The organism is Rhizobium sp. NFR03 (assembly GCF_900111275.1).
In the GTDB taxonomy this organism is placed as follows: Bacteria; Pseudomonadota; Alphaproteobacteria; order Rhizobiales; family Rhizobiaceae; genus Ferranicluibacter.
Genome location: NZ_FOGR01000001.1, coordinates 1,018,813 through 1,037,866, shown reverse-complemented (window position 1 = coordinate 1,037,866; position 19,054 = coordinate 1,018,813). Strand labels below are relative to the sequence as shown.

Annotated in this window: 17 protein-coding genes; 10 read left to right on the top strand and 7 right to left on the bottom strand. The window is 64.8% G+C overall.

Features of this window, described 5'->3' with window-relative positions; genetic code table 11:
- Positions 1 to 191 precede the first annotated feature (191 nt).
- The gene (locus BSG19_RS04885) at positions 192 to 1,346 is read left to right on the top strand and encodes an HPP family protein (protein WP_092985309.1); all 1,155 of its coding nucleotides are present in this window, start codon (positions 192 to 194) and stop codon (positions 1,344 to 1,346) included.
- Positions 1,347 to 1,363: 17 nt separating this feature from the next.
- Here the strand turns inward: BSG19_RS04885 and BSG19_RS04880 are convergent, their stop codons facing one another.
- Complete coding sequence (locus tag BSG19_RS04880) at positions 1,364 to 2,386, bottom strand: LLM class flavin-dependent oxidoreductase (protein WP_092985307.1); 1,023 nt, start codon at positions 2,384 to 2,386, stop codon at positions 1,364 to 1,366.
- Between the two features lie 189 nt (positions 2,387 to 2,575).
- Here BSG19_RS04880 and BSG19_RS04875 point away from each other — a divergent pair, with 189 nt between their 5' ends.
- The 5 genes from BSG19_RS04875 (at position 2,576) to BSG19_RS04855 (ending at position 7,561) form a co-directional block, all read left to right on the top strand.
- Positions 2,576 to 3,946: an LLM class flavin-dependent oxidoreductase gene (locus BSG19_RS04875; protein ID WP_092985305.1), complete on the top strand. Its 1,371-nt coding sequence runs from the start codon at positions 2,576 to 2,578 to the stop codon at positions 3,944 to 3,946.
- A 166-nt stretch (positions 3,947 to 4,112) separates the two neighbouring features.
- Complete coding sequence (locus BSG19_RS04870; protein WP_092985303.1) at positions 4,113 to 4,322, top strand: hypothetical protein; 210 nt, start codon at positions 4,113 to 4,115, stop codon at positions 4,320 to 4,322.
- A gap of 43 nt (positions 4,323 to 4,365) precedes the next feature.
- Positions 4,366 to 5,049: an RBBP9/YdeN family alpha/beta hydrolase gene (locus BSG19_RS04865; protein WP_092985301.1), complete on the top strand. Its 684-nt coding sequence runs from the start codon at positions 4,366 to 4,368 to the stop codon at positions 5,047 to 5,049.
- A gap of 171 nt (positions 5,050 to 5,220) precedes the next feature.
- Positions 5,221 to 5,757, top strand: coding sequence for a YcnI family protein (locus BSG19_RS04860; protein WP_170865861.1), 537 nt, complete (start codon positions 5,221 to 5,223; stop codon positions 5,755 to 5,757).
- A 118-nt stretch (positions 5,758 to 5,875) separates the two neighbouring features.
- The gene (locus BSG19_RS04855; RefSeq protein WP_170865860.1) at positions 5,876 to 7,561 is read left to right on the top strand and encodes a copper resistance CopC/CopD family protein; all 1,686 of its coding nucleotides are present in this window, start codon (positions 5,876 to 5,878) and stop codon (positions 7,559 to 7,561) included.
- Between the two features lie 5 nt (positions 7,562 to 7,566).
- Here BSG19_RS04855 and BSG19_RS25665 read toward each other — a convergent pair whose 3' ends face one another.
- Positions 7,567 to 7,752: a hypothetical protein gene (locus tag BSG19_RS25665; protein WP_139274729.1), complete on the bottom strand. Its 186-nt coding sequence runs from the start codon at positions 7,750 to 7,752 to the stop codon at positions 7,567 to 7,569.
- Here BSG19_RS25665 and BSG19_RS04850 point away from each other — a divergent pair.
- The 4 genes from BSG19_RS04850 (at position 7,751) to BSG19_RS04835 (ending at position 11,799) form a co-directional block, all read left to right on the top strand.
- Complete coding sequence (locus BSG19_RS04850; protein WP_092985295.1) at positions 7,751 to 8,599, top strand: MetQ/NlpA family lipoprotein; 849 nt, start codon at positions 7,751 to 7,753, stop codon at positions 8,597 to 8,599. The two genes, BSG19_RS25665 and BSG19_RS04850, sit on opposite strands and share 2 nt — an antisense overlap.
- Positions 8,600 to 8,689: 90 nt before the next feature.
- A complete protein-coding gene (locus BSG19_RS04845; RefSeq protein ID WP_092985293.1) occupies positions 8,690 to 9,778 on the top strand; it encodes a methionine ABC transporter ATP-binding protein in 1,089 nt (362 codons plus the stop codon).
- Entirely contained in the window at positions 9,759 to 10,412 is a 654-nt protein-coding gene (locus tag BSG19_RS04840) for a methionine ABC transporter permease (RefSeq protein ID WP_092985291.1), read from the top strand. The genes BSG19_RS04845 and BSG19_RS04840 overlap by 20 nt, the downstream gene beginning before the upstream one ends.
- 58 nt (positions 10,413 to 10,470) lie before the next feature.
- Positions 10,471 to 11,799 carry an LLM class flavin-dependent oxidoreductase gene (locus BSG19_RS04835; protein WP_170865859.1) on the top strand — a complete coding sequence of 443 codons (1,329 nt, stop codon included), beginning with the start codon at positions 10,471 to 10,473 and terminating at the stop codon, positions 11,797 to 11,799.
- A 15-nt stretch (positions 11,800 to 11,814) separates the two neighbouring features.
- On the opposite strand, the gene BSG19_RS04830 is transcribed toward BSG19_RS04835, so the two are convergent.
- The 5 genes from BSG19_RS04830 to BSG19_RS04810 all read right to left on the bottom strand — a co-directional run bounded on the left by BSG19_RS04830 (position 11,815) and on the right by BSG19_RS04810 (position 18,997).
- Positions 11,815 to 13,347, bottom strand: a complete 1,533-nt coding sequence (locus BSG19_RS04830) for a cation:proton antiporter (protein WP_092985287.1) — start codon at positions 13,345 to 13,347, stop codon at positions 11,815 to 11,817.
- Positions 13,348 to 13,595: 248 nt separating this feature from the next.
- Positions 13,596 to 14,696 (bottom strand): extracellular catalytic domain type 1 short-chain-length polyhydroxyalkanoate depolymerase, encoded by a 1,101-nt coding sequence (locus BSG19_RS04825; RefSeq protein ID WP_092985285.1) that lies wholly within the window; start codon positions 14,694 to 14,696, stop codon positions 13,596 to 13,598.
- A gap of 112 nt (positions 14,697 to 14,808) precedes the next feature.
- On the bottom strand, positions 14,809 to 15,969 hold the full coding sequence (locus BSG19_RS04820) for an amidohydrolase (protein WP_092985283.1): 1,161 nt from the start codon (positions 15,967 to 15,969) through the stop codon (positions 14,809 to 14,811).
- 74 nt (positions 15,970 to 16,043) lie between these two features.
- Positions 16,044 to 16,490 carry a Cu(I)-responsive transcriptional regulator gene (gene cueR / locus BSG19_RS04815; RefSeq protein WP_092985281.1) on the bottom strand — a complete coding sequence of 149 codons (447 nt, stop codon included), beginning with the start codon at positions 16,488 to 16,490 and terminating at the stop codon, positions 16,044 to 16,046.
- Positions 16,487 to 18,997, bottom strand: coding sequence for a heavy metal translocating P-type ATPase (locus tag BSG19_RS04810; protein WP_092985279.1), 2,511 nt, complete (start codon positions 18,995 to 18,997; stop codon positions 16,487 to 16,489). Before BSG19_RS04810 ends, cueR begins: the two co-directional genes overlap by 4 nt.
- Between the last annotated feature and the right edge of the window lie 57 nt (positions 18,998 to 19,054).

The following is a 19,054-nucleotide window of genomic DNA, read 5'->3' as shown; positions in this document are numbered from 1 at the left end:
CTCTCGCAGGGGGCTTCGTTTAATATCAGGAGATCTGCGCTGTCGAGACGACGTGCCGTATTTGCATTCGCCTTGTGTCGGGCATGGACCACGCTCGTCTCTGGGTGAGATCCTGGCGATCATCATGATCTGGGCTTTTGCTGCCAACAGGCCTGCTGTCTGACGTTTATCAGCCCTGCGGAGAAGACTGCATGACATCCACCACATTTTCCCGCTTCACCCGGTTCATGCCGTGGCCGGCTTCACCCGTCAGTCCGAAGGAGCGGTTTCGCTCGGCAGGCGGCGCCCTTTTCGGTCTCCTTCTGACCGGCCTCCTCGGCGCTTTCCTGACCGCGACCTTGCCCCTGTCGCCGGCATTGGTGGCGCCGATGGGTGCGTCGGCGGTTCTGCTTTTCGCCGTGCCCTCCAGTCCGCTCGCTCAGCCCTGGTCGCTGATCGGCGGCAATCTTGTCGCGGCCTTCGTGGGGGTGACGGTGGCAAAGCTCGTGCCCGATCCGATGCTGGGCGCGGCGCTGGCCGGAGCGATCGCCATCGGCACCATGATGAGCCTGCGCTGCCTGCATCCGCCCAGCGGTGCGATCGCGCTGACCGCCGTGCTCGGTGGCCCGGCCATCCACGATCTCGGTTACGGCTTTCTGTTGTGGCCGGTGGCGGGAAATTCGCTGCTGCTTCTCGTCGCCGCACTGCTCTTCAACAATCTTACCGGCCGCCGCTATCCGCATGTGGCCACGCCGGCGCTCGGCGCCCATCAGACGAAAGATCCGCCGCCGACAGCGCGGATCGGCTTTGCCGCCGAAGATCTCGATGCCGTGCTGAAGGATTACGACAGGGTGCTCGACATCCAGCGCGACGAGCTAGTCACGATCCTGAAGCGCACGGAGCTGCGCTCGTTCCAGCGCCGGTCCGGTCAGACGCCGTGCGGACAGATCATGTCGCGCGACGTGATTGCGATTGCGCCGGATGCCTCGCTCTCGGAAGCGCACGCGCTTCTGCGCGCCCACCACATCAAGGCCTTGCCGGTGACCGACGACAACGCCCGCGTCATCGGCATTCTGACGCAGACCGATATTCTCGACCGGGCGGACTGGACCCGGGGCCGCCCGACCATCGGCCTGCGCCGCCGCTACCAGCTGGCCGTTTCCGGCGCCACTGCGCCGAACGGCACCGTGAAGGACATCATGACCAGCCTCGTGCGGACGGTCTCGTCTGAAAGCTCGCTTTCCGAGGCCATCCTTCTGTTTGCCGAAGGCGGCCTTCATCATCTGCCTGTCACCGACGCCACACATCGCCTCGTCGGCATCGTCTCGCAGTCGGACGTGCTGGTTGCGATGCTGGCAGAGGGGTAAGATTCCCTCGTCTTCGGTTACCGCCAGCCCAGCGCCGGCGCGACCTCTGTCAGGATGGATTCGATCACATGGGCGTTGTAATCGACGCCGAGCTGGTTGGGGACGGTGAGGAGGAGGGTGTCGGCCTCGGCGATGGCTTCGTCGCTTCGCAACTGATCGATGAGGATGTCCGGCTCGGCGGCATAGCCGCGGCCGAAGATCGCGCGGGTGTCGGCATCGATAAAGCCGATCTTGTCGCCGGATTCCCCTTGGCGGCCGAAATAGGCGCGATCCATATCGTTGGTGATGGCAAAGATGCTGCGGCTGACGGAGACGCGCGGGGTGCGGGTATGGCCCGCGGCCTTGAAGGCGGCGCGGTAGGCGCGGATCTGGTCTGCCTGCTGCACATGAAAGGGCTCGCCCGTCTCGTCATCCTTGAGGGTCGAGCTTTGCAGGTTCATGCCGAGCTTTGCAGCCCAGATCGCGGTCGCATTGGAACTTGCCCCCCACCAGATCCGGTCGCGCAGGCCGGGTGAGTGGGGTTCCAGCCGCAGGAGGCCCGGCGGGTTGGGGAACATCGGGTTGGGATTGGGCTCGGCGAAGCCTTCGCCGCGCAGCACATCGTAGAAGACCTCGGCATGACGGCGGGCCATGTCGCCGCTGGTCTCGCCGTCAACAGGTGCGTAGCCGAAATGGCGCCAGCCATCGATAACCTGTTCCGGCGAGCCACGGCTGATGCCCAGCTGAAGGCGACCGCCGGAGATGATGTCGGCAGCGCCCGCATCCTCCGCCATGTAGAGCGGGTTTTCATACCGCATGTCGATGACGGCGGTGCCGATCTCGATCCGGCTGGTGCGTGCGCCGACAGCGGCCAGCAGCGGGAAGGGCGATGCCAGCTGGCGGGCGAAATGGTGCACCCGGAAATAAGCGCCATCGGCCCCGAGCTCTTCCGCCGCGACGGCAAGGTCGATCGACTGCAGCAGCGTATCCGCCGCGCTGCGCGTCTGCGACTGGGTCGAGGGCGTCCAGTGGCCGAAGGAGAGAAAGCCGATCTTCTTCATGGTATTCCCGTTATGGTCTTTGTGCGGTGCCTGTCTGCGTGCGACGGGGTGTTTTCGCAGATTCCGTGCCAAAGGCACAGTCTCGCATTCGGATGACAGTGCGTTCGCTGTTCAGGTGTCGCGCAGCCCTTGCGTCTTGATCTTGCCGTTCCGCCGGGTGAAAACGCGTGCCGTAACCGGAGGCGCACGATGACGACCGACAGGAAGCAGATTCTCTTCAACGCGTTCGGCATGAATTGCGTCGGCCACATCAACCACGGGCTCTGGACCCATCCGCGTGACCAGTCGGATCTCTACACGACGCTGCCCTACTGGACGTCGCTAGCCCGTACGCTGGAGCGCGGCCTGTTCGATGGATTGTTTCTCGCCGATATCATCGGGGTCTACGATGTCTATGGCGGCTCGGCGGACCTGAGCCTCAGGGAGGCGATCCAGCTGCCGGTCAACGACCCCGCGATGCTGATCTCGGCCATGGCGGCGGTGACGCAGAACCTCGGTTTCGGCGTGACCGCCAATCAGAGCGCGGAGGCGCCGTACCTGTTTGCCCGCCGCTTTTCGACGCTCGATCATCTGACCGAGGGGCGGATCGGCTGGAACATCGTCACCGGCTATCTCGACAGCGCGGCGCGGGCGCTGGGGGACGCGGGTCTCGCCGAGCATGACAGCCGCTACGACCGCGCCGACGACTATATGGACGTGCTCTACAAGCTGTGGGAAGGCAGTTGGGCAGATGACGCGGTGCGGCGCGACAAGGCGGCGCGGGTCTATGCCGATCCCTCCCGTGTTCGGCCCATCGCCCATGACGGGCCCTACTACCGGTCGCACGGCATCCATCTCGCCGAGCCATCGCGGCAGCGCACGCCGCTTCTCTACCAGGCGGGAACCTCCGGCCGCGGTCGTGCCTTTGCCGCCCGCCACGGGGAGTGCATCTTCATCACCGCCACCACACCGGCTGCCGCCCGGAAGACAGCGCGGCAGTTGCGGCAGGAGGCTGTGGATGCCGGGCGGGGCAAGGATGCGCTGCGCATCTTCGTCGGGATCACCATCGTCACCGGCGAGACGGACGCCGTGGCCCGCGAGAAGCATGCGGACTATCTCGCACATGCCAATCCGGAAGCAGGGCTTGCGCATTTCTCGGCCAGCACCGGCATCGATTTTTCACAATACGATCTCGATGCGCCAATCACCTATGGCGCTTCGAATGCCAGCCAGTCGGCGGTCGAAATTGCCCGGGCTGCCGGGTGGACGCGGCGGCGCATTCTGGAGGAGGCAGCCCTTGGCGGGCGCTATCCGGTGCTGGTGGGCACAGGCGCGGATGTCGCCACGGCTCTCGGCGCGTGGGTCGAGGAGGGGGAGATCGACGGCTTCAACATCACCCGCACAGTGGTGCCGGAAAGCTACGAAGATGTGATCGACCATGTTGTGCCGGTCCTGCAGGAGCGCGGACTTTACAAGACGGCGTATGGCAAGGGCTCCTTGCGAAACCGATTGTTTGGCCGAGGTGACCGCCTGCCCGATACGCATGTCGGTGCCTCGCATCGCTGGCCGAGCCAGAGATAAGCCTCTCGTTCCGGGTTTTGCGCGTCCGGGGGAAAAAGAGTTTCCCAGACGCGCGCGCAACGCCAATTCCTTTCTACCAAAATAGTAGACTAACGGGTTTGATGGCAGGTGCAGCGGACCGTGACCCGTAAGCTGTGTTCGACACCAACCCAGCGAGGTAGAAGTGATGATGGCCATCCTGAAATCGAGCATCGAGGCTTTTCGCAGCGGCGGCGTCCCCGGTATCGAGGGCAATGCCGCCCATGATCGAGCATCGTTTAGCGACCGCGAAACGTTCGGGCGGAACTGGCAGGACGGAGACAGCGACGATCGACGGTCGCCGCGTCGCTCCGAGGAGATGTTCTACTGGGGCATGGCTGGCGGGCCATGGTACTAGGGCCTTGTTCACGGGAGGACGCCTGTTTCGGGCGGTACCCCGGATGAAGAGGGTCGAGAGCGCGGGTCCGATCTCGACCCTGACGCCGGCGTCGACCGCCGGTGCGGTCCAGACATTGATCGTTCCCGGACTTTTCGGGTCCGGCGAGGGCCACTGGCAGAGGATCTGGCACGAGGACAGGCCACAGACGCGCATGCTCCGGCAGGCGGATTGGGAGCATCCGGATCTCGGGACCTGGCTTGCAGCACTGGATGCGGCGGTCGAGGCGGGCGGAGAGACCTACATCATCGCCCATAGCCTCGGCTGTCTTCTGACGGCGCATCTCGGCCAGCGCCCGTCGGCCCGGCATGTCAAGGGCGCCTTTCTCGTCGCGCCCTGCGATCTCCAGCGAACCGAGGCGCTGCATCCGGGACGTCTGTCTTTCGATGCGGTTCCCGCGAAACCCTTGCCCTTTCCGAGCCTCATCATCGGCAGCCTCAACGATCCCTACATGGCGCCGGGCGAGCTGGACCGGTTGCGGGACGATCTCGAGGCGTCGCTTCATACCATCGGCGCCGCCGGTCATATCAACATCGCCAGCGGCTATGGTCGTTGGGCGCAAGGTTATGCGCTGTTCGATGCGTTCAGGGCGGATGTGGAAGCTTGCTCGGCCGCTGCTGGCTCTGCTCCATGCTCGACGGCGGAAGAGCCACCGGTTTTCGTCCGGCGTTCCGCTGCCTATCGATAGCATGGATAGGAGACGCGCCGCGCCGGATAGTCGCAGGCAATCTCTCCTTGCTCGTCTTCCCCGGTGCCGGCTCACGCGCTAGATCTGCGCCTCGTCGATATCGCGTTCCTGTCGATATCGCCCGCGTCGGCATGGCACATTTCTACGATGCGCAGACGCAGAAAGAGGCAGATGATGAGCGATATTTTGCAATTCTCCCGCAGCGCAGCTGCCCGATCCTCTATGGGGCGTGCGAGCGCCATGGGCATTGCAGCCTGCCTGACGTTGATCGCGGTGCCAGCCGCGGCGCATGTCACCATCGCGCCGAAGGGCGTGAAGGCCGGGCAGGTTTCGACCTTCGTCCTGAAGATCCCCCATGGTTGCGCCGGTGCGGCGACGACAGGATTACGGGTCGCGGTGCCTGGCATACTCTCCGACATCGAGCCGCAGGAAAAGGCCGGCTGGACGGCGGCGGTGACGCCTGCCACCGGTGGGGCCGGCGTAGGCGCGAAGCCGGCGCAGATTGCCTGGACAGGCGGCAGCATCGCTTCTGCCAACCATGCGGAGTTCGCTTTCAAGGCAAAGGTTGCCGCGGATGCGAAGGGGCGGATCTATGTGCCGATCGTGCAGCAGTGCGGCGATGCAGTGGAGCGCTGGATCGAAATTCCCGCAAGTCCCGCCGCCGGCGAACCCGATAAGCCGGCCCCGGCCTTCGAGGTGAAGCCCTGATCTGCCGGTGCCGGATGGTGGAACCGGCCGGATGTGCCGACGCAGTCGGCGTTCGCCTTTGTTGCCGTGGGGAAACCGCGTGTTACGGCTGCGCCCGACTACGGGAGACATAAGCGGAATGGTCTCCACCAAGGCTTTGCCGATCCGTTGCAGAGCGCTCGCGTCCAGCCTCGTCTCGCTTCTGGCCTTGCTGCTCATCCTGCTGGCGAGCGCCGGGGCCGCCTTTGCGCATGCACAACTCGTCGCGTCCGACCCGGCGGATGGTGCGGTTCTCGCGGTGGCGCCAGAGGAAATCGTGCTGACGTTTTCCGAGCCTGTCGATCCCCTCGTTTTCCGCTTGAGCGACCCGACAGGGCGGGTGGAGATGCTGCCTACGGCTGGTTCCGCGTCCGGCTCGGACGCGACGCGGCTCGTCATGAAGCTTCCCTCGGGGCTTGTTCCCGGCACGCACAGCCTGTCGTGGCGCGTCACCTCGGCAGACGGACATCCGATTGGTGGCGGACTGTTGTTCTCGGTCGGCAAAGCCAGTGCGCGCGCGCCGAACGGCGTTTCGGTCGCTGATCCGGTCACATCGGCCGGCCTCTGGGCATCCCGGCTGCTCGCCATGACCGGCCTCGTTATCGGTGTGGGTGGTGCAGGATGGGCAGCACTGCTTTTTCGCCAGCGTTATCCGCACGAACAGACTGGCTCGGTTGGTTTCCCGTTCGTTGCACTCTCTCTCTGGATCGGCATTGCCGCGACGCCGGTCTGGATCGCGTTTCAGGGCTTCGATGCGCTCGGAGAGGCGGCTACCGGTTGGGTCTCGGCCGAGGTCTGGTCTGCTGGCCTCACGGGCACCGCCTATGGTCGGGCGGCCCTGGTCGGCGCCGCAGCAATGGTCCTGGCACTGGTGTCGCTCCGGGTCCGCCACCTTCGCCTTCGTTTGTGGCTTGCCGGGTTCGCCTTCGTCCTGGCAGGGTTTGCGACGGGGATGGCGGGGCATGCGGCAACCGCGCCGCCCCGTTTCGCCACGGTCCCCGCGATCACGCTCCATATGCTCGCCGCCATGGCATGGATTGGCGGTCTCCTGCCGCTTTGGGAGGCGCTTCGCGCATCGAAGCAGCCGTCTGCCACCCGTGATCCCGCCAGCGCGGCGCTTCTTCTGTTCTCGCGGCTCATCCCGTTCGTTCTTGCTGTGCTCATCACGTCCGGACTGCTGCTCTGCATCGTGCAGGTCCAGACGCTGTCGAACCTGTTGGCGACCGCTTATGGGCGGGTGCTACTCGCCAAGCTCGCGATCGTCGCGCTTCTGGTCCTTCTGGCTGCTGCCAACCGGTTCCTCTGGACCCGCCCTGCGGCAGGAGGGTCGCCTCGTGCCTTGCGCAGTCTCCGGCGCAGTATCCTCGTGGAAGTCGTGCTCGGCACGCTGGTGCTCGCAGTCCTCGGCCTCTGGCGCTTCACACCGCCACCTCGGGCGCTCGCCTTTTCAGCTCCGTCCGTTCAGGAGCGGCAGGTCGAGCAACAGGGCCTGATGGCGACACTCTCGATCACACCGGCGCACACAGGCCCGGTTCGCGTTTCCCTTCGGGACCTGATGTTCAATGGTCAGCCGGTCGATCCGCTGTCGATCACGGTGGAACTCGACAATCCCGCCAACGGCATCGGCCCTTTCACGCGCGAGGCACGCCGCAGCGAAGGCGGAGCGTTACAGGCCGATGGCTTCGTGCTGCCGGTCGCAGGCGTGTGGACCGTGCGTGCGACCGTGCTGGTCGATGATTTCACCTCCGTTACGATGACGAGCCGCTTCGATATCGCAGCGCCGTGAGTGCGCTATAAAAACATCGGCTTACCGAGCGTCCAGAATGAGATTGCGTGAGGCCCCGAGACTTTGGTCCAAATTTCTCTCGCGGTGCCGATCGGCAGGCCATCCTTCGTTGCTTCATAAGGCAGCATTTGCAATTTTTCAGGGCAATCACTAAAGCGTCCTCCTCCCAAGACCGAAAGCAGACCCGTCATGAAGAAAACCCTGGCTGCCCTTATCGAAAAGACCACCTTCACCCGGCGCGCCGGTCTGGCGCTTGCCGCATCCGCGGCAGTCGCTGCCTTCGTTTCTGCCGGGCCGACACCGGTTCTGGCGCAAGACAAGACCTCCGTGAAGGTCGGCATCATGAGCGGCGAGGACGAGGATGTCTGGCGCGTCGTCGTGGCCGAAGCCGGCAAGAAGGGCCTGTCCGTCGAGACCGTCGTCTTCAACGACTATACCCAGCCGAACGAAGCTCTGGAGCGCGGCGAGATCGACGCCAACGCCTTCCAGCATCTTCCCTATCTCGAAAACCAGATCAAGCAGCACGGCTACAAGATCACGCCCGCGGGCTACACCGGTGTCTGGCCGATCGGCGTCTATTCGCGCAAGGCGTCCAAGATTTCGGATCTTGCAGAGGGTGCCGTCGTCGGCGTGCCGAACGACCCGTCGAACGAAGGTCGCGCGTTGCGGGTGCTCCAGAACGAGGGCCTGATCAAGCTGAAGGAGGGTACGGGCATTCTCGCGACGATCACCGACATCGAGGAGAACCCGAAGAATCTCGAGATCAAGGAGCTGGATGCCGGCATTGTCGGCCGCTCCATCGACGATCTCGACGCTGCCGTCGTCAATACGGACTGGGCGCTCAAGAGCGGCCTGACCCCGGAAAACCGGATCGCGCAGGAGCCGGTGGACGGCAACCCGTACCGCAACTTCATTGCGGTGAAGGAAGACCAGAAGGATGCGCCCTGGGTAAAGACGCTTGTCTCGTCCTACCAGAACGAGACGGTCAAGGCTGAATTCGACCGTGTATACAAGGGCACGGGCATCAGCGCATACTGAGCCCATCGGCATAAAAGACAGGAAACGGCTCGCGGCCCCGGCTGCCGCGAGCCGTTCGCCGTTGCGGCGGGGAAGGACGTGAGAATGACAATGACTGCCAACGCAATCGCCACGAGCGCCGTGGCTGACGCCGAGCGCTCGGAGACGTCAGGTGTGGCGGATGTGCCGGTCGTGCGGCTCGATGGCGTCTTTCGTCATTTTGGCGAGACGGCGGCGCTTGACGGCATTTCGCTTTCGGTCCGCAAGGGCGAGGTCCTCGGCATCATCGGTCGCAGCGGAGCGGGCAAGTCGACGCTGATCCGCTGCCTGAACGGACTGGAGCGTCCCGATCGCGGGACGATCGAGATCGAAAGCCGCGACATTACGGGACTGTCGGAAGCCGAACTCCAGCCCTTGCGCCGCCGCATCGGCATGATCTTCCAGCACTTCAATCTGCTGTCGGCGAAAACCGTCGCCGAAAACGTCATGTTGCCGTTGAAAATCGAGGGCATGCCCCGGGCGGAGCGGCGCAGACGCGCGGCGGATCTGCTCGATCTCGTTGGCCTCTCGGCGAAGGCCGATGCCTATCCTTCGGCTCTTTCCGGCGGCCAGAAGCAGCGCGTCGGCATCGCCCGGGCGCTGGCCGCGCGCCCGGCGTTGTTGCTCTCCGACGAAGCGACCTCCGCGCTCGATCCGGAAACGACGGCGTCGATCCTCGCGCTCCTGAAGGATATCAACAAGCGCCTCGGCCTGACCATCCTTCTCATCACGCATGAGATGGAGGTCGTGCGCGGCGTTGCAGACCGTGTGGCAGTCATCGATGCCGGCAAGATCGTTGAGGATGGGCCTGTCTGGTCCGTGTTCTCCGATCCGAAAGCCGAGACCACGAAGAGCCTGCTCGGCGCCATCCGCCCCAGTCTGCCACCCGCCATCGGCGCAGAGCTTGCGGCGAGAGGCGAGACGGTTCTCAGCGTCGATCTGGTCGGCCCGGAAGCTGCAACGCTGCTCCCCGCTCTGTCCATCGAACTCGGTGCGCCGGTTCGGCTGGTGCATGGCGGCATCGATCATATTCAGGGGCAGTCGGTCGGCCGCTTCTTCATCACACTTGCCTCCGGCGCGTCGCTGTCGCAGGCAATCGCTTTCCTGACGCGCCACGGCGCCCATGTGGAGACCACGGGTCATGTCGCCGATCATGTTTGATCTTCTGATGCGGTCTCTCTGGGAGACCGTATTGATGACGCTCGCCTCCGGCATCATCTCGCTGGTCGCCGGCCTGCCGCTCGGTCTTGCGCTCGTGATGACCGGCAAGGGTGGTATCTCGGAGAACCTCTGGGTGAACCGCGTGCTGGGCGCCGTCGTCAACGGTTTCCGCTCGGTGCCGTTCATCATTCTCCTCGTGGCGCTGATCCCCGTCACGCGCTTCATCGTCGGTAGTTCCATCGGCACATGGGCGGCGATCGTGCCTCTCTCCATCGCGGCCACGCCCTATTACGCGCGCATCGCGGAGGTGTCGCTGCGCGAGGTGGATCGCGGGCTGATCGAGGCGGTGCGCTCCATGGGCGGCAATCGCTGGACGATCGTGCGCGAGGTGCTGCTACCCGAAGCGCTGCCGGGCATCGTCGCGGGCTTTACCGTGACGCTCGTCACGCTGATCGGCGCTTCGGCCATGGCTGGCGCCATCGGTGCCGGGGGGCTCGGCGATCTCGCCATCCGCTACGGCTATCAGCGCTTCGAGACGACGGTTATGGTGGCGGTGGTGGTCGTGCTTATCGTTCTCGTCTGCGCTATCCAGTGGTTCGGCGATCGTCTGGTCGATCGCCTGGATCATCGCTGACCAAAACGCCGTTTCCGCTTCAAGGCCCGTGATCAGGTCAAACCCAGGGGAAGTGCCCATGTCCAAGCAGATGCATCTCGGCGCCTTCATGCGGCCTGTCAGCCTGCACACCGGCGCCTGGCGTTATCCCGGGTCCGCACCAGATGCGAATTTCAGCTTCAGGCATCTGAAGCACTTCGCCCAGACGCTGGAGGCGGCGAAGTTCGACGCCTTCTTCATGGCCGATCATCTGGCCGTGCTCAACATGCCGGTGGAGGCGTTGAAACGCAGCCATACGGTGACGTCGTTCGAGCCCTTCACGCTGCTTTCGGCGCTGGCTGCCGTCACAGAGCGGATCGGCCTCGTTGCCACGGCCTCGACCACATTCGATGCGCCCTATCATATCGCCCGGCGCTTCGCCTCGCTGGATCACATCAGCGATGGCCGGGCCGGCTGGAACATCGTCACCACGTCGAACCCCGATGCCGCGCTCAATTTCGGCCTCGACGAGCATGTGGAGCATGGCGAACGCTATCGCCGGGCGCGCGAATTCTTCGATGTGGTCACCGGTCTCTGGGACAGTTTTGCGGATGACGCCTTCCTTCGCGATCAGGAGAGCGGACTGTTCTTCGATCCCGAACGCATGCATGTGCTCGACCATCACGGGCCGAGCCTTAACGTGCGCGGGCCGCTCAACATCGCCCGTCCGCCACAGGGCTGGCCTGTTATCGTGCAGGCGGGACAATCCGAGCCTGGTCGCCAGCTTGCCGCGGAAACGGCGGAGGTGATCTTCGCCGCGCCGCGCGATCTCGCTGGCGGTCAGGAGCTTTTCGCCGACGTCAAGGGGCGGCTCGAATCGCTCGGCCGTTCGCGGAACCATCTGAAGATACTGCCGGCCGCCTTCATCGTCATCGGCGACACGATCGAGGAAGCGAGGGCCAAGCGGGCCCTGCTCGACAGTCTGGTGCATTTCGAAAGCGGCATCGCCTCCCTCTCCATCGCGCTCGGCCTCGATGCCTCAAGCTTCGATCTCGATGCCCCGCTGCCGCGCGATCTTCCCGACACGAACGCCAGCAAGACGGGCCGCCAGCAGGTGTTGCGGCTTGCCGAGACAGAGACGCTGACCGTGCGTCAGCTGGCGCAGCGCTACGGCGGCTATTCCGGCCTTGCTTTTGTCGGAACACCGGAAAGCGTTGCCGACGAGATGGAAACATGGATCGACACGGAAGGATCGGATGGGTTCAACGTGGTCTTTCCCTACCTGCCGCAAGGGCTCGACGACGTGGCACATCGGCTCGTTCCGGAACTCCAGCGGCGCGGCCGGTTCCGCAAGGAATATGATGGCACGACGCTACGCGACCATCTCGGCCTGCCACGGCCCGATAACAGGTTCTTTCCGACCGGCTGATCGGCGGCAGGACGGTCACGTTTCTTCTATGCGCCGCTGGTCATCGGGGAGAACGGCGAGTTCGCGCCAGTCGATCTCTTCGAGGAGCATGTTGTACTCGTCGACATTCAGCCGGTTTCCGGTTCGCAGCCGCTCCAGCGCCTTGCGCTGGGCGTCGATCGCTTCCAGCGCCAGCGCGCGGTAGGTCTGCAACGGGTCGGCACCCTCGGTATCGGCGAGTGCCGCCTTTTCGATGGCGAATTTGTTGCGCACGAGTTCGGCTTCCGCTCCTGTCCGGTTGCCGATTCTGTCGAGCCCGGCCGATGCGATTTCCAGGCGGAAACCGGTCATGTCGCGGGCGCCCTGTTCGCGCTGGTCGAGGCCGAGCAGCCGGATGAGCGGCGCAAGTGTCAGCCCCTGAAGGACGAGGGTCGCGAGGACGACGGCGAAGGCGGCCAGCAGCACGAGATCCCTTTGCGGGAATTCGGCGGGTAGCGCGAAGGCCGTTGCCAGCGTAACGAGGCCGCGCATGCCGCACCATGCCGCAAGAACCGATTGGCGCACATTCGTCTGTTCCTCGCCGGTCAGGAGAGCATTGCGGACGCGGTTGAAGCCGATGCAGATGACGAAACGAACCACGATGACGGTCATGACGACGGCGGCGATGAAGCCGGACGCGTGGATCAGTCTCTCGGTCGTCATGTTCCCGATGATATCGCGCACCTGCATGCCCATGAGCAGAAAGGCCATGACGTTGAGCACGAAGACGACGGCGCTCCAGACGGCATAGGACTGGACGCGCATGCGGGCAGAGGATCGGCTGGTGTTGCTGGCCGCGATCGTCATGGCGAAGGCGACGATGGCCAGCACCGCCGACAGGCCGAGATGTTCGGCGACGATCCAGAGCAGAAATGTCTGTACGAATTGCAGGAGGTTGCCGCCAAGTGTTCCCGCGACATAACCGGTGACACGCGAGGAAACCCAGGCCGTGGCCATGCCCAACAGGATGCCACCCGGCGCGGCGATGGCGAAATGAAGGGCGACCGTCGGTCCGAGCCCGCCAGATGTCTGCACGGAAAGCGCCGCGCCGAAGATCAGCAGGGCAGCCGCGTCGTTGAACAGGCTCTCGCCGCGCAGGACCGCGTCCGTGCTGCGGGGAATGGACATGCCGGAGAGAACGGCGGTTGCCGCTGCTGCATCCGGCGGCGCGACAATGGCGCCCAGCACCAGCGCGGCAGCGATCGGCAGACCTGCATAGGACCAGCCGATGAAGGCGACCGCCGCAGCGGTTGCCACGACACCGCCGACGGCAAAGACGATCAATGCCACCCAGTACCGCCGCGCGGTGTTCACCGGAAAGTCGAAAGCAGCATCCATGAGGGCCGGCGCGATAAACAGCGCGAGCGCCGTTTCCGGCTCCAGCGCGATATAGGGAACGCCGGGCACAAGCGCCGCTGCAACACCGGCCATGGCCAGCATGGACGGATAGGGCACCGCCAGCCGTCGCGATACCTGCAAGAGGGCGATAGCGACAAGAAGCAGGACGAGAAGGCTTTCGAAGAAGTTCATCGGTCTCGCGTCATCCCCTCATCGACCTTCACCAGGGCACAGAGACCGGCAGTCCCATCGACGGCTCACGGCCGGTGGCGTCTTGTGTAAGCTCGGACTTTGCCTCAGCCGGACACATCGGTCCAGAGGGCGCATACGGCATCGTTCCTTAAATCGAAATCGATCTCAGGATAAAATGATGTAGCACGTGCGAAGCGCTGTCGTGTGTGAGGGGAGATTTACACGGAGCTTCCTGAAGCGGCAGGGGCTTACTTCATGAGGCCGGCGGCACGGAGCGCGTTCTCGATGACATCCTTTACGCTTTCGGGTTTGCCCGAGGAGGAGGCAGGGGTTTGCGAAGAGGTGTCGTGTCCGGCTATTCCTGTTCCAGCCCTTGCGGCGCGCGTCTTTTTCTCGAAAGAGGGGATGATGCCCCAATTGCGGGCGATGTGGACCGTCGAGGAGATGCCGACGTCCAGCATGTAGGGGGCCGCTTCTCCATAACCGCTCTGGCTGTCGAGCGGCGTGCCATGGCCCATGCCGCGAACGAGGACAAGGTCCAGCACCTCGCGTCCCGACCTGTCGACCCAGATATGCCGCTCCTGCCCATCCAGGGTTTCGACCCGTTCCGGACGTGCAACGACGCCCAGCGCGCCGCGCCACTGGTCGATGAGCGCGCCAGCATTCGTGTCGGCAACCGTGCTGTCGGCTGTACCCTGCCAGATCGAGACCGTCGGCCAAGGACCCTTGTGGGGGGATGCTGTGGCAAGCAGGTCCTGCAGCCTGTCCGCGTTCGGCAGGCCATGGCCGCGCATGCGGTCGAAGGCTTCGGGCACGCTGCCGGCAACGCCGTGCGGCAGACCGGCGATGATCGCGCCACCGGCAAAGATTTCGGGATAGGTGGCAAGCAGCGAATTCGCCATGGCACCGCCGGCCGAAAGCCCGGTGATATAGATGCGGCGCGGATCGACGCCGTGATCGGATATCATCGTGGCGATCATCTCGCGGATCGAGAGCACCTCGCCGGATCCGCGCGTCACATCGGGTTTTGCAAACCAGTTGAAGCAGAGATTGCCGTTATTGCCCCGGCTCTGCTCCGGCAGGAGCACGGCAAAGCCGTAATCCTCCGCCAGTGCCGACCAGCCTGAACCACGATCGTAGCCGGCTGCGTTCTGCGTGCAGCCATGCAGGACGACGACCAGCGGCAACGGACCTTTCGTCGTTTCGGGTATCCTGTACCAGCCGGTGAGCGCGCCGGGATTGCTGCCGACGATGTCGAGGGGGCGCAACGCGGACTCGGAGGGGCGCAGACCTTCAGGTCGCGCCTTCAAGCGTGCCAGACGCTCGATCGTATCGGATAGTTTTCGCATGGGCCGTCTCCAGGCTCTGGGCCGGACCCGGAAAAGGCAGGGTGGCGCATGGTGCAGTGCACAACAAATGGGATGCCATCGTGGCCAGACAAGGGCCGTGGCGGTTTCGCCTTCATAAATACGATAATTCTAATATATTGTCGATGAGGCGGAGGAAGATGCGCGCGCCGCGCTCGATCAGCACATCCGGGAAATCATAATCGGGATTGTGCAGCGCCGGATGCGCCTCGCCGCTGCCGAGGAACAGCATGGCCGATGGACCGCAGGCGGCGAACCGGCCGAAATCCTCCGAAGCCCGCATGGGCAGGCCCGTCTCGTCATGGCCGATGCCCTCGTCGCTCAGCGCCCGCCGCAGATGCGCGACTGCTTCGGGTGCGTTTTCACAGTGGTGGAAGATATCCTCGTATCGATAGGAGAGGGCCAGGCGCTCCTGCGCCGCCGTCTGCAAGATCAGGGCTTCGGCACGGGCGCAGAGATCGGCCATGCCGGCATCGGTCAGGGTCCGCAGCGTCGCCCAGACTTCTGCCCGCCCGGGCGCAATGCCGAACGCCGGTTCGCCAAGCACGGCATGGGTCAGCGTCACCATGGCGAAGTCCGCTGACGGGAAGGTCCCCCGGCCGAGGTCCGTCAACTGGGGCATCAGGCGGGAGACGGCCAGCATGGGGGAGAGGCCGGTCTCGGGCATGGAGGCGTGCGCCGTCTTGCCGTCGAGAAGGATGCGCAGGCCGCGCGAGGCACAGTTGACCGGGCCGGAAGCGAGCGCGACATGGCCGAGCGGCAAGCCCGGCAGGTTGTGCAGCGAGAAGGACAGATCCGGTCGAATGTCGGCGAATGCGGGATCGGCGATGACGGCAGCGGCGCCCGCGCCGGTTTCTTCGGCGGGCTGGAACATCAGCACCACCCGGCCGCGCGCCGGGCGACGACGGGCAAGGCCGCGACCGAGCGCTGCAATGATCGCCATATGCCCGTCATGCCCGCAGAGGTGGCCCTTGCCGGGGACTTCGGAGCGGTACGCGGTATCGGAGATCTCGGGGATCGGCAGAGCGTCGAGTTCGCAGCGGAACAGCAGAGTCGGCCCGGGTGCCGCGCCAGCAAACACTGCCGTCACGCCGTGTCCGCCGAGGCCGGTGACGATGCGATCGGGGTCTAGCGCGGCCAGCTGCGCCTCTACCCGCGTGGCCGTTTCCCGTTCCTCGCCCGAGACCTCCGGGTGGCGGTGCAGGTCGTGACGGAAGGCCACGAGATCGACCAGATCCTTCTCCGTCAGAAACATGCATGTCCTCCCGTTCAGATGCCCGCCATCCTATCGTGTGGAGACGGCACGACAATGCTCAAGATCTGAAACGGCTAGCCGATGTTCGCCCGTCCAAAGCGGGCGGAAACCTCCGGCATGTCTGATGCCAGTGGGGCTTCGGCGAAATCGTCGAGGATCGGGCAGTTCGGGCGGTCGTCGCCGTGACAGTTGCTGGCGAGATGGCGCAACGTCGCCGTCATCGCGGCGATGGCGGCGGCCTTGCGGTCGAGTTCGGCGATGTGCTCCAGCGCGATGGCCTTCACGTCGCCGCTCGCCCGGGCGCGATCCTGCCAGAGCGCCAGCAGGGTTTTCATCTGTTCGACGGAAAAGCCGAGGTCGCGGGCGCGGCGGATAAAGCGCAGCGTATGGATGTCGGCATCTTCATACGTCCGGTACTGCGCCTCGCTGCGGTGCGCCGGGGCGATCAGACCGATCTGCTCGTAGTACCGGATCATCTTTGTGGAGACGCCGGAGGCTTTGGAGGCTTCGCCGATATTCATGAAGACGTCCTTTCCGGTTGGATTGCGGGCGAGAAGCGGCGCAGGCGCAGGGCATTTCCCAGAACGAAGACGCTCGAAAGGCTCATGGCGCCGGCGGCGAGGATCGGGGACAGCAGCATGCCGTTCACAGGATAAAGGATGCCTGCGGCGACGGGCACGAGACCGACATTGTAGGCGAAGGCCCAGAACAGGTTCTGGCGGATGTTGCGGATCGTCGCCTTGCTGATCGCGATGGCGCGCGGCACCCCGGCAAGATCGCCCGACATCAGCACCACATCGGCGCTTTCCATGGCGATGTCGGTTCCGGTGCCCAGGGCGATGCCGATATCGGCTTCCGATAAAGCGGGCGCATCGTTGATGCCATCGCCGACGAAGGCGACACGGGCGTTCCGCCGTAACGCCTTTACCGCATCGACCTTGCCGCCGGGCAGCACGTCTGCGACCACCTCGTCGATGCCGAGCGAGCGGGCGACAGCATTTGCGGTGCGGCTGTTGTCGCCGGTGATCATCACGACCTTCAGGCCTTGCGCTTTCAACGCGGCGATGGCGGACGCGCTGCTGTCCTTGACCGGATCGGACACGGCGATCATGGCTGCGAGCCTCCCGCCGATCGCGGCATAGAGCGGAGATTTGCCGGCATCGCCAAGCTCGGCCGCCTGCGTGGCAAGCGCGGAGACGTCGATGCCGCCGTCGCGCATGGCACGGTCGGAACCGACCAGCACGACCTCGCCGTCAATAACGCCTCTCACACCGGAGCCGGGCAGGGCGGCGAAATCGGCGACATCCGCAGGCACGAGGCCTTCACATTCGGCGGCGGAGACGATGGTGGCGGCAATCGGATGTTCGGACCGCGCTTCGAGGCTTGCGATGCGGCGCAGCACATCGGCCCGTTCGAAGTCCTGCATCAGCACGAAATCGGTCAGTTCCGGCTTACCTTGTGTCAGCGTTCCTGTCTTGTCGAACGCGATGACATCGACGTCGCGCAGGCCCTGTAGTGCGTCACCCTTGCGGAAGAGGATGCCGAGTTCGGCTGCGCGCCCGGTGCCGACCATGATGGAAGTCGGGGTCGCCAGCCCCATGGCGCAAGGGCAGGCAATGATGAGAACGGCGACGGCGTTGATCGTCGCATGGGCGAGCGCCGGCGTCGGCCCGAGGATGAGCCATGCCGTGAAGGTCAGAAGGGCGGCGGCGAGGACGGCAGGCACGAAGCGGGCGGTGATGCGGTCCACCATCGCCTGGATGGGCAACTTCGCACCCTGCGCCGTCTCGACCATGCGGATGATCTGGGACAGCAGCGTATCCGCTCCGGTCTTCGTCACGACGAAGGTGAAGGTGCCCGTGCCGTTGATCGTTCCGCCGATGACGGATGCGCCCTCGGAGACCGCCACCGGCAGAGGCTCGCCCGTCATCATCGACTGATCGACCAGCGAGCGGCCCTCTGTGACCTCGCCATCGACGGGGATCTTTTCGCCGGGGCGGATCAGCACGCGATCGCCGGGCTTCACAGCGTTTATGGGAATCTCCACCACGCCTTCCGTCCGGATCACCCGTGCTGTTCTCGCCTGAAGGCCCATCAGGCGTCGGATCGCCTGGCCCGTGCGCCCCTTTGCGCGCGCTTCCAGCATCCGGCCGAGCAGGATGAGCGTCACGATGACGGCGGCTGCTTCGAAATAGACGTTGTCTGTGCCCGGCGGCAGCGCCGATGGCAGGAAGGTGGCAATGAGCGAGTACGACCACGCGGCCGTCGTGCCGAGCACGACGAGAGCGTTCATGTCGGGTGCCAGCCGCAGCAGGTTCGGCACGCCCTTGCGGAAGAAGGTGAGGCCGGGGCCGAAGAGGACCAGCGTCGCCAGCACGAACTGAAGGCGGCGGCTCAGGTCCAGCCCGAGCGTCGTCATCACCCAGTCGTGGATGGCGGGCACGACATGCGAGCCCATTTCGAGCAGGAAGAGCGGCGTTGTCAGCACGGCGGCCGTGATGAAGGCACGGGCAAGCCGGCTCGCCTCGCGTGACGGACGGTCGCCTGTCTCCCCGACATCGGTCGATATCTGATCCGGCGTCTGCGTGCGCACGGCATAGCCGGCTTTCACCACTGCGGCTTCGATCGCGGCGATATCCGTTCCCTCGACCAGCCGGACAGTCGCCATTTCCGTGGCCCGATTGACGCTGGCCTCCCGCACGCCGGGCACCGCTGCCAGCGCTTTCTCCACCCGCCCGACGCAGGACGCGCAGCTCATGCCATCGATGGACATCGCGTGTGTGGTCAGCCTCGGCGTATAGCCGGCGCTCTCGACCGCCGCGAACATCGCCTTCGGATCGAGGCTGGCATCGTGGGTCACGGTTGCCCGCTCGGTTGCGAGATTGACGCTGGCGCCAACCACGCCAGGGATGGCGGCAAGCGCCTTCTCGACACGGGCCACGCAGGATGCGCAGCTCATGCCGTCGATGGCGAGCGTCGTTTTTTTCGAGGCGGTCAGAGGTGGTTGAAGCGGGGTATGGGCCGTCATAGGGACTGTCCCTTCTGTCATCTTCCGATATAGGTAGTCCTTCCCATCATGGGAAGG

Bases quoted from the DNA above. Each gene is read 5' to 3' on its own strand.
- BSG19_RS04865 (WP_092985301.1), top strand. From the start codon at position 4,366: ATGAAGAGGGTCGAGAGCGCGGGTCCGATCTCGACCCTGACGCCGGCG.
- BSG19_RS04840 (WP_092985291.1), top strand. From the start codon at position 9,759: ATGTCGCCGATCATGTTTGATCTTCTGATGCGGTCTCTCTGGGAGACC.
- cueR (WP_092985281.1), bottom strand. From the start codon at position 16,490: ATGAATATCGGCGAAGCCTCCAAAGCCTCCGGCGTCTCCACAAAGATG.
- BSG19_RS04860 (WP_170865861.1), top strand. From the start codon at position 5,221: ATGATGAGCGATATTTTGCAATTCTCCCGCAGCGCAGCTGCCCGATCC.
- BSG19_RS04850 (WP_092985295.1), top strand. From the start codon at position 7,751: ATGAAGAAAACCCTGGCTGCCCTTATCGAAAAGACCACCTTCACCCGG.
- BSG19_RS04820 (WP_092985283.1), bottom strand. From the start codon at position 15,969: ATGTTTCTGACGGAGAAGGATCTGGTCGATCTCGTGGCCTTCCGTCAC.
- BSG19_RS25665 (WP_139274729.1), bottom strand. From the start codon at position 7,752: ATGACGGGTCTGCTTTCGGTCTTGGGAGGAGGACGCTTTAGTGATTGC.
- BSG19_RS04835 (WP_170865859.1), top strand. From the start codon at position 10,471: ATGTCCAAGCAGATGCATCTCGGCGCCTTCATGCGGCCTGTCAGCCTG.
- BSG19_RS04870 (WP_092985303.1), top strand. From the start codon at position 4,113: ATGATGGCCATCCTGAAATCGAGCATCGAGGCTTTTCGCAGCGGCGGC.
- BSG19_RS04880 (WP_092985307.1), bottom strand. From the start codon at position 2,386: ATGAAGAAGATCGGCTTTCTCTCCTTCGGCCACTGGACGCCCTCGACC.
- BSG19_RS04830 (WP_092985287.1), bottom strand. From the start codon at position 13,347: ATGAACTTCTTCGAAAGCCTTCTCGTCCTGCTTCTTGTCGCTATCGCC.
- BSG19_RS04810 (WP_092985279.1), bottom strand. From the start codon at position 18,997: ATGACGGCCCATACCCCGCTTCAACCACCTCTGACCGCCTCGAAAAAA.
- BSG19_RS04885 (WP_092985309.1), top strand. From the start codon at position 192: ATGACATCCACCACATTTTCCCGCTTCACCCGGTTCATGCCGTGGCCG.
- BSG19_RS04845 (WP_092985293.1), top strand. From the start codon at position 8,690: ATGACTGCCAACGCAATCGCCACGAGCGCCGTGGCTGACGCCGAGCGC.
- BSG19_RS04855 (WP_170865860.1), top strand. From the start codon at position 5,876: ATGGTCTCCACCAAGGCTTTGCCGATCCGTTGCAGAGCGCTCGCGTCC.
- BSG19_RS04825 (WP_092985285.1), bottom strand. From the start codon at position 14,696: ATGCGAAAACTATCCGATACGATCGAGCGTCTGGCACGCTTGAAGGCG.
- BSG19_RS04875 (WP_092985305.1), top strand. From the start codon at position 2,576: ATGACGACCGACAGGAAGCAGATTCTCTTCAACGCGTTCGGCATGAAT.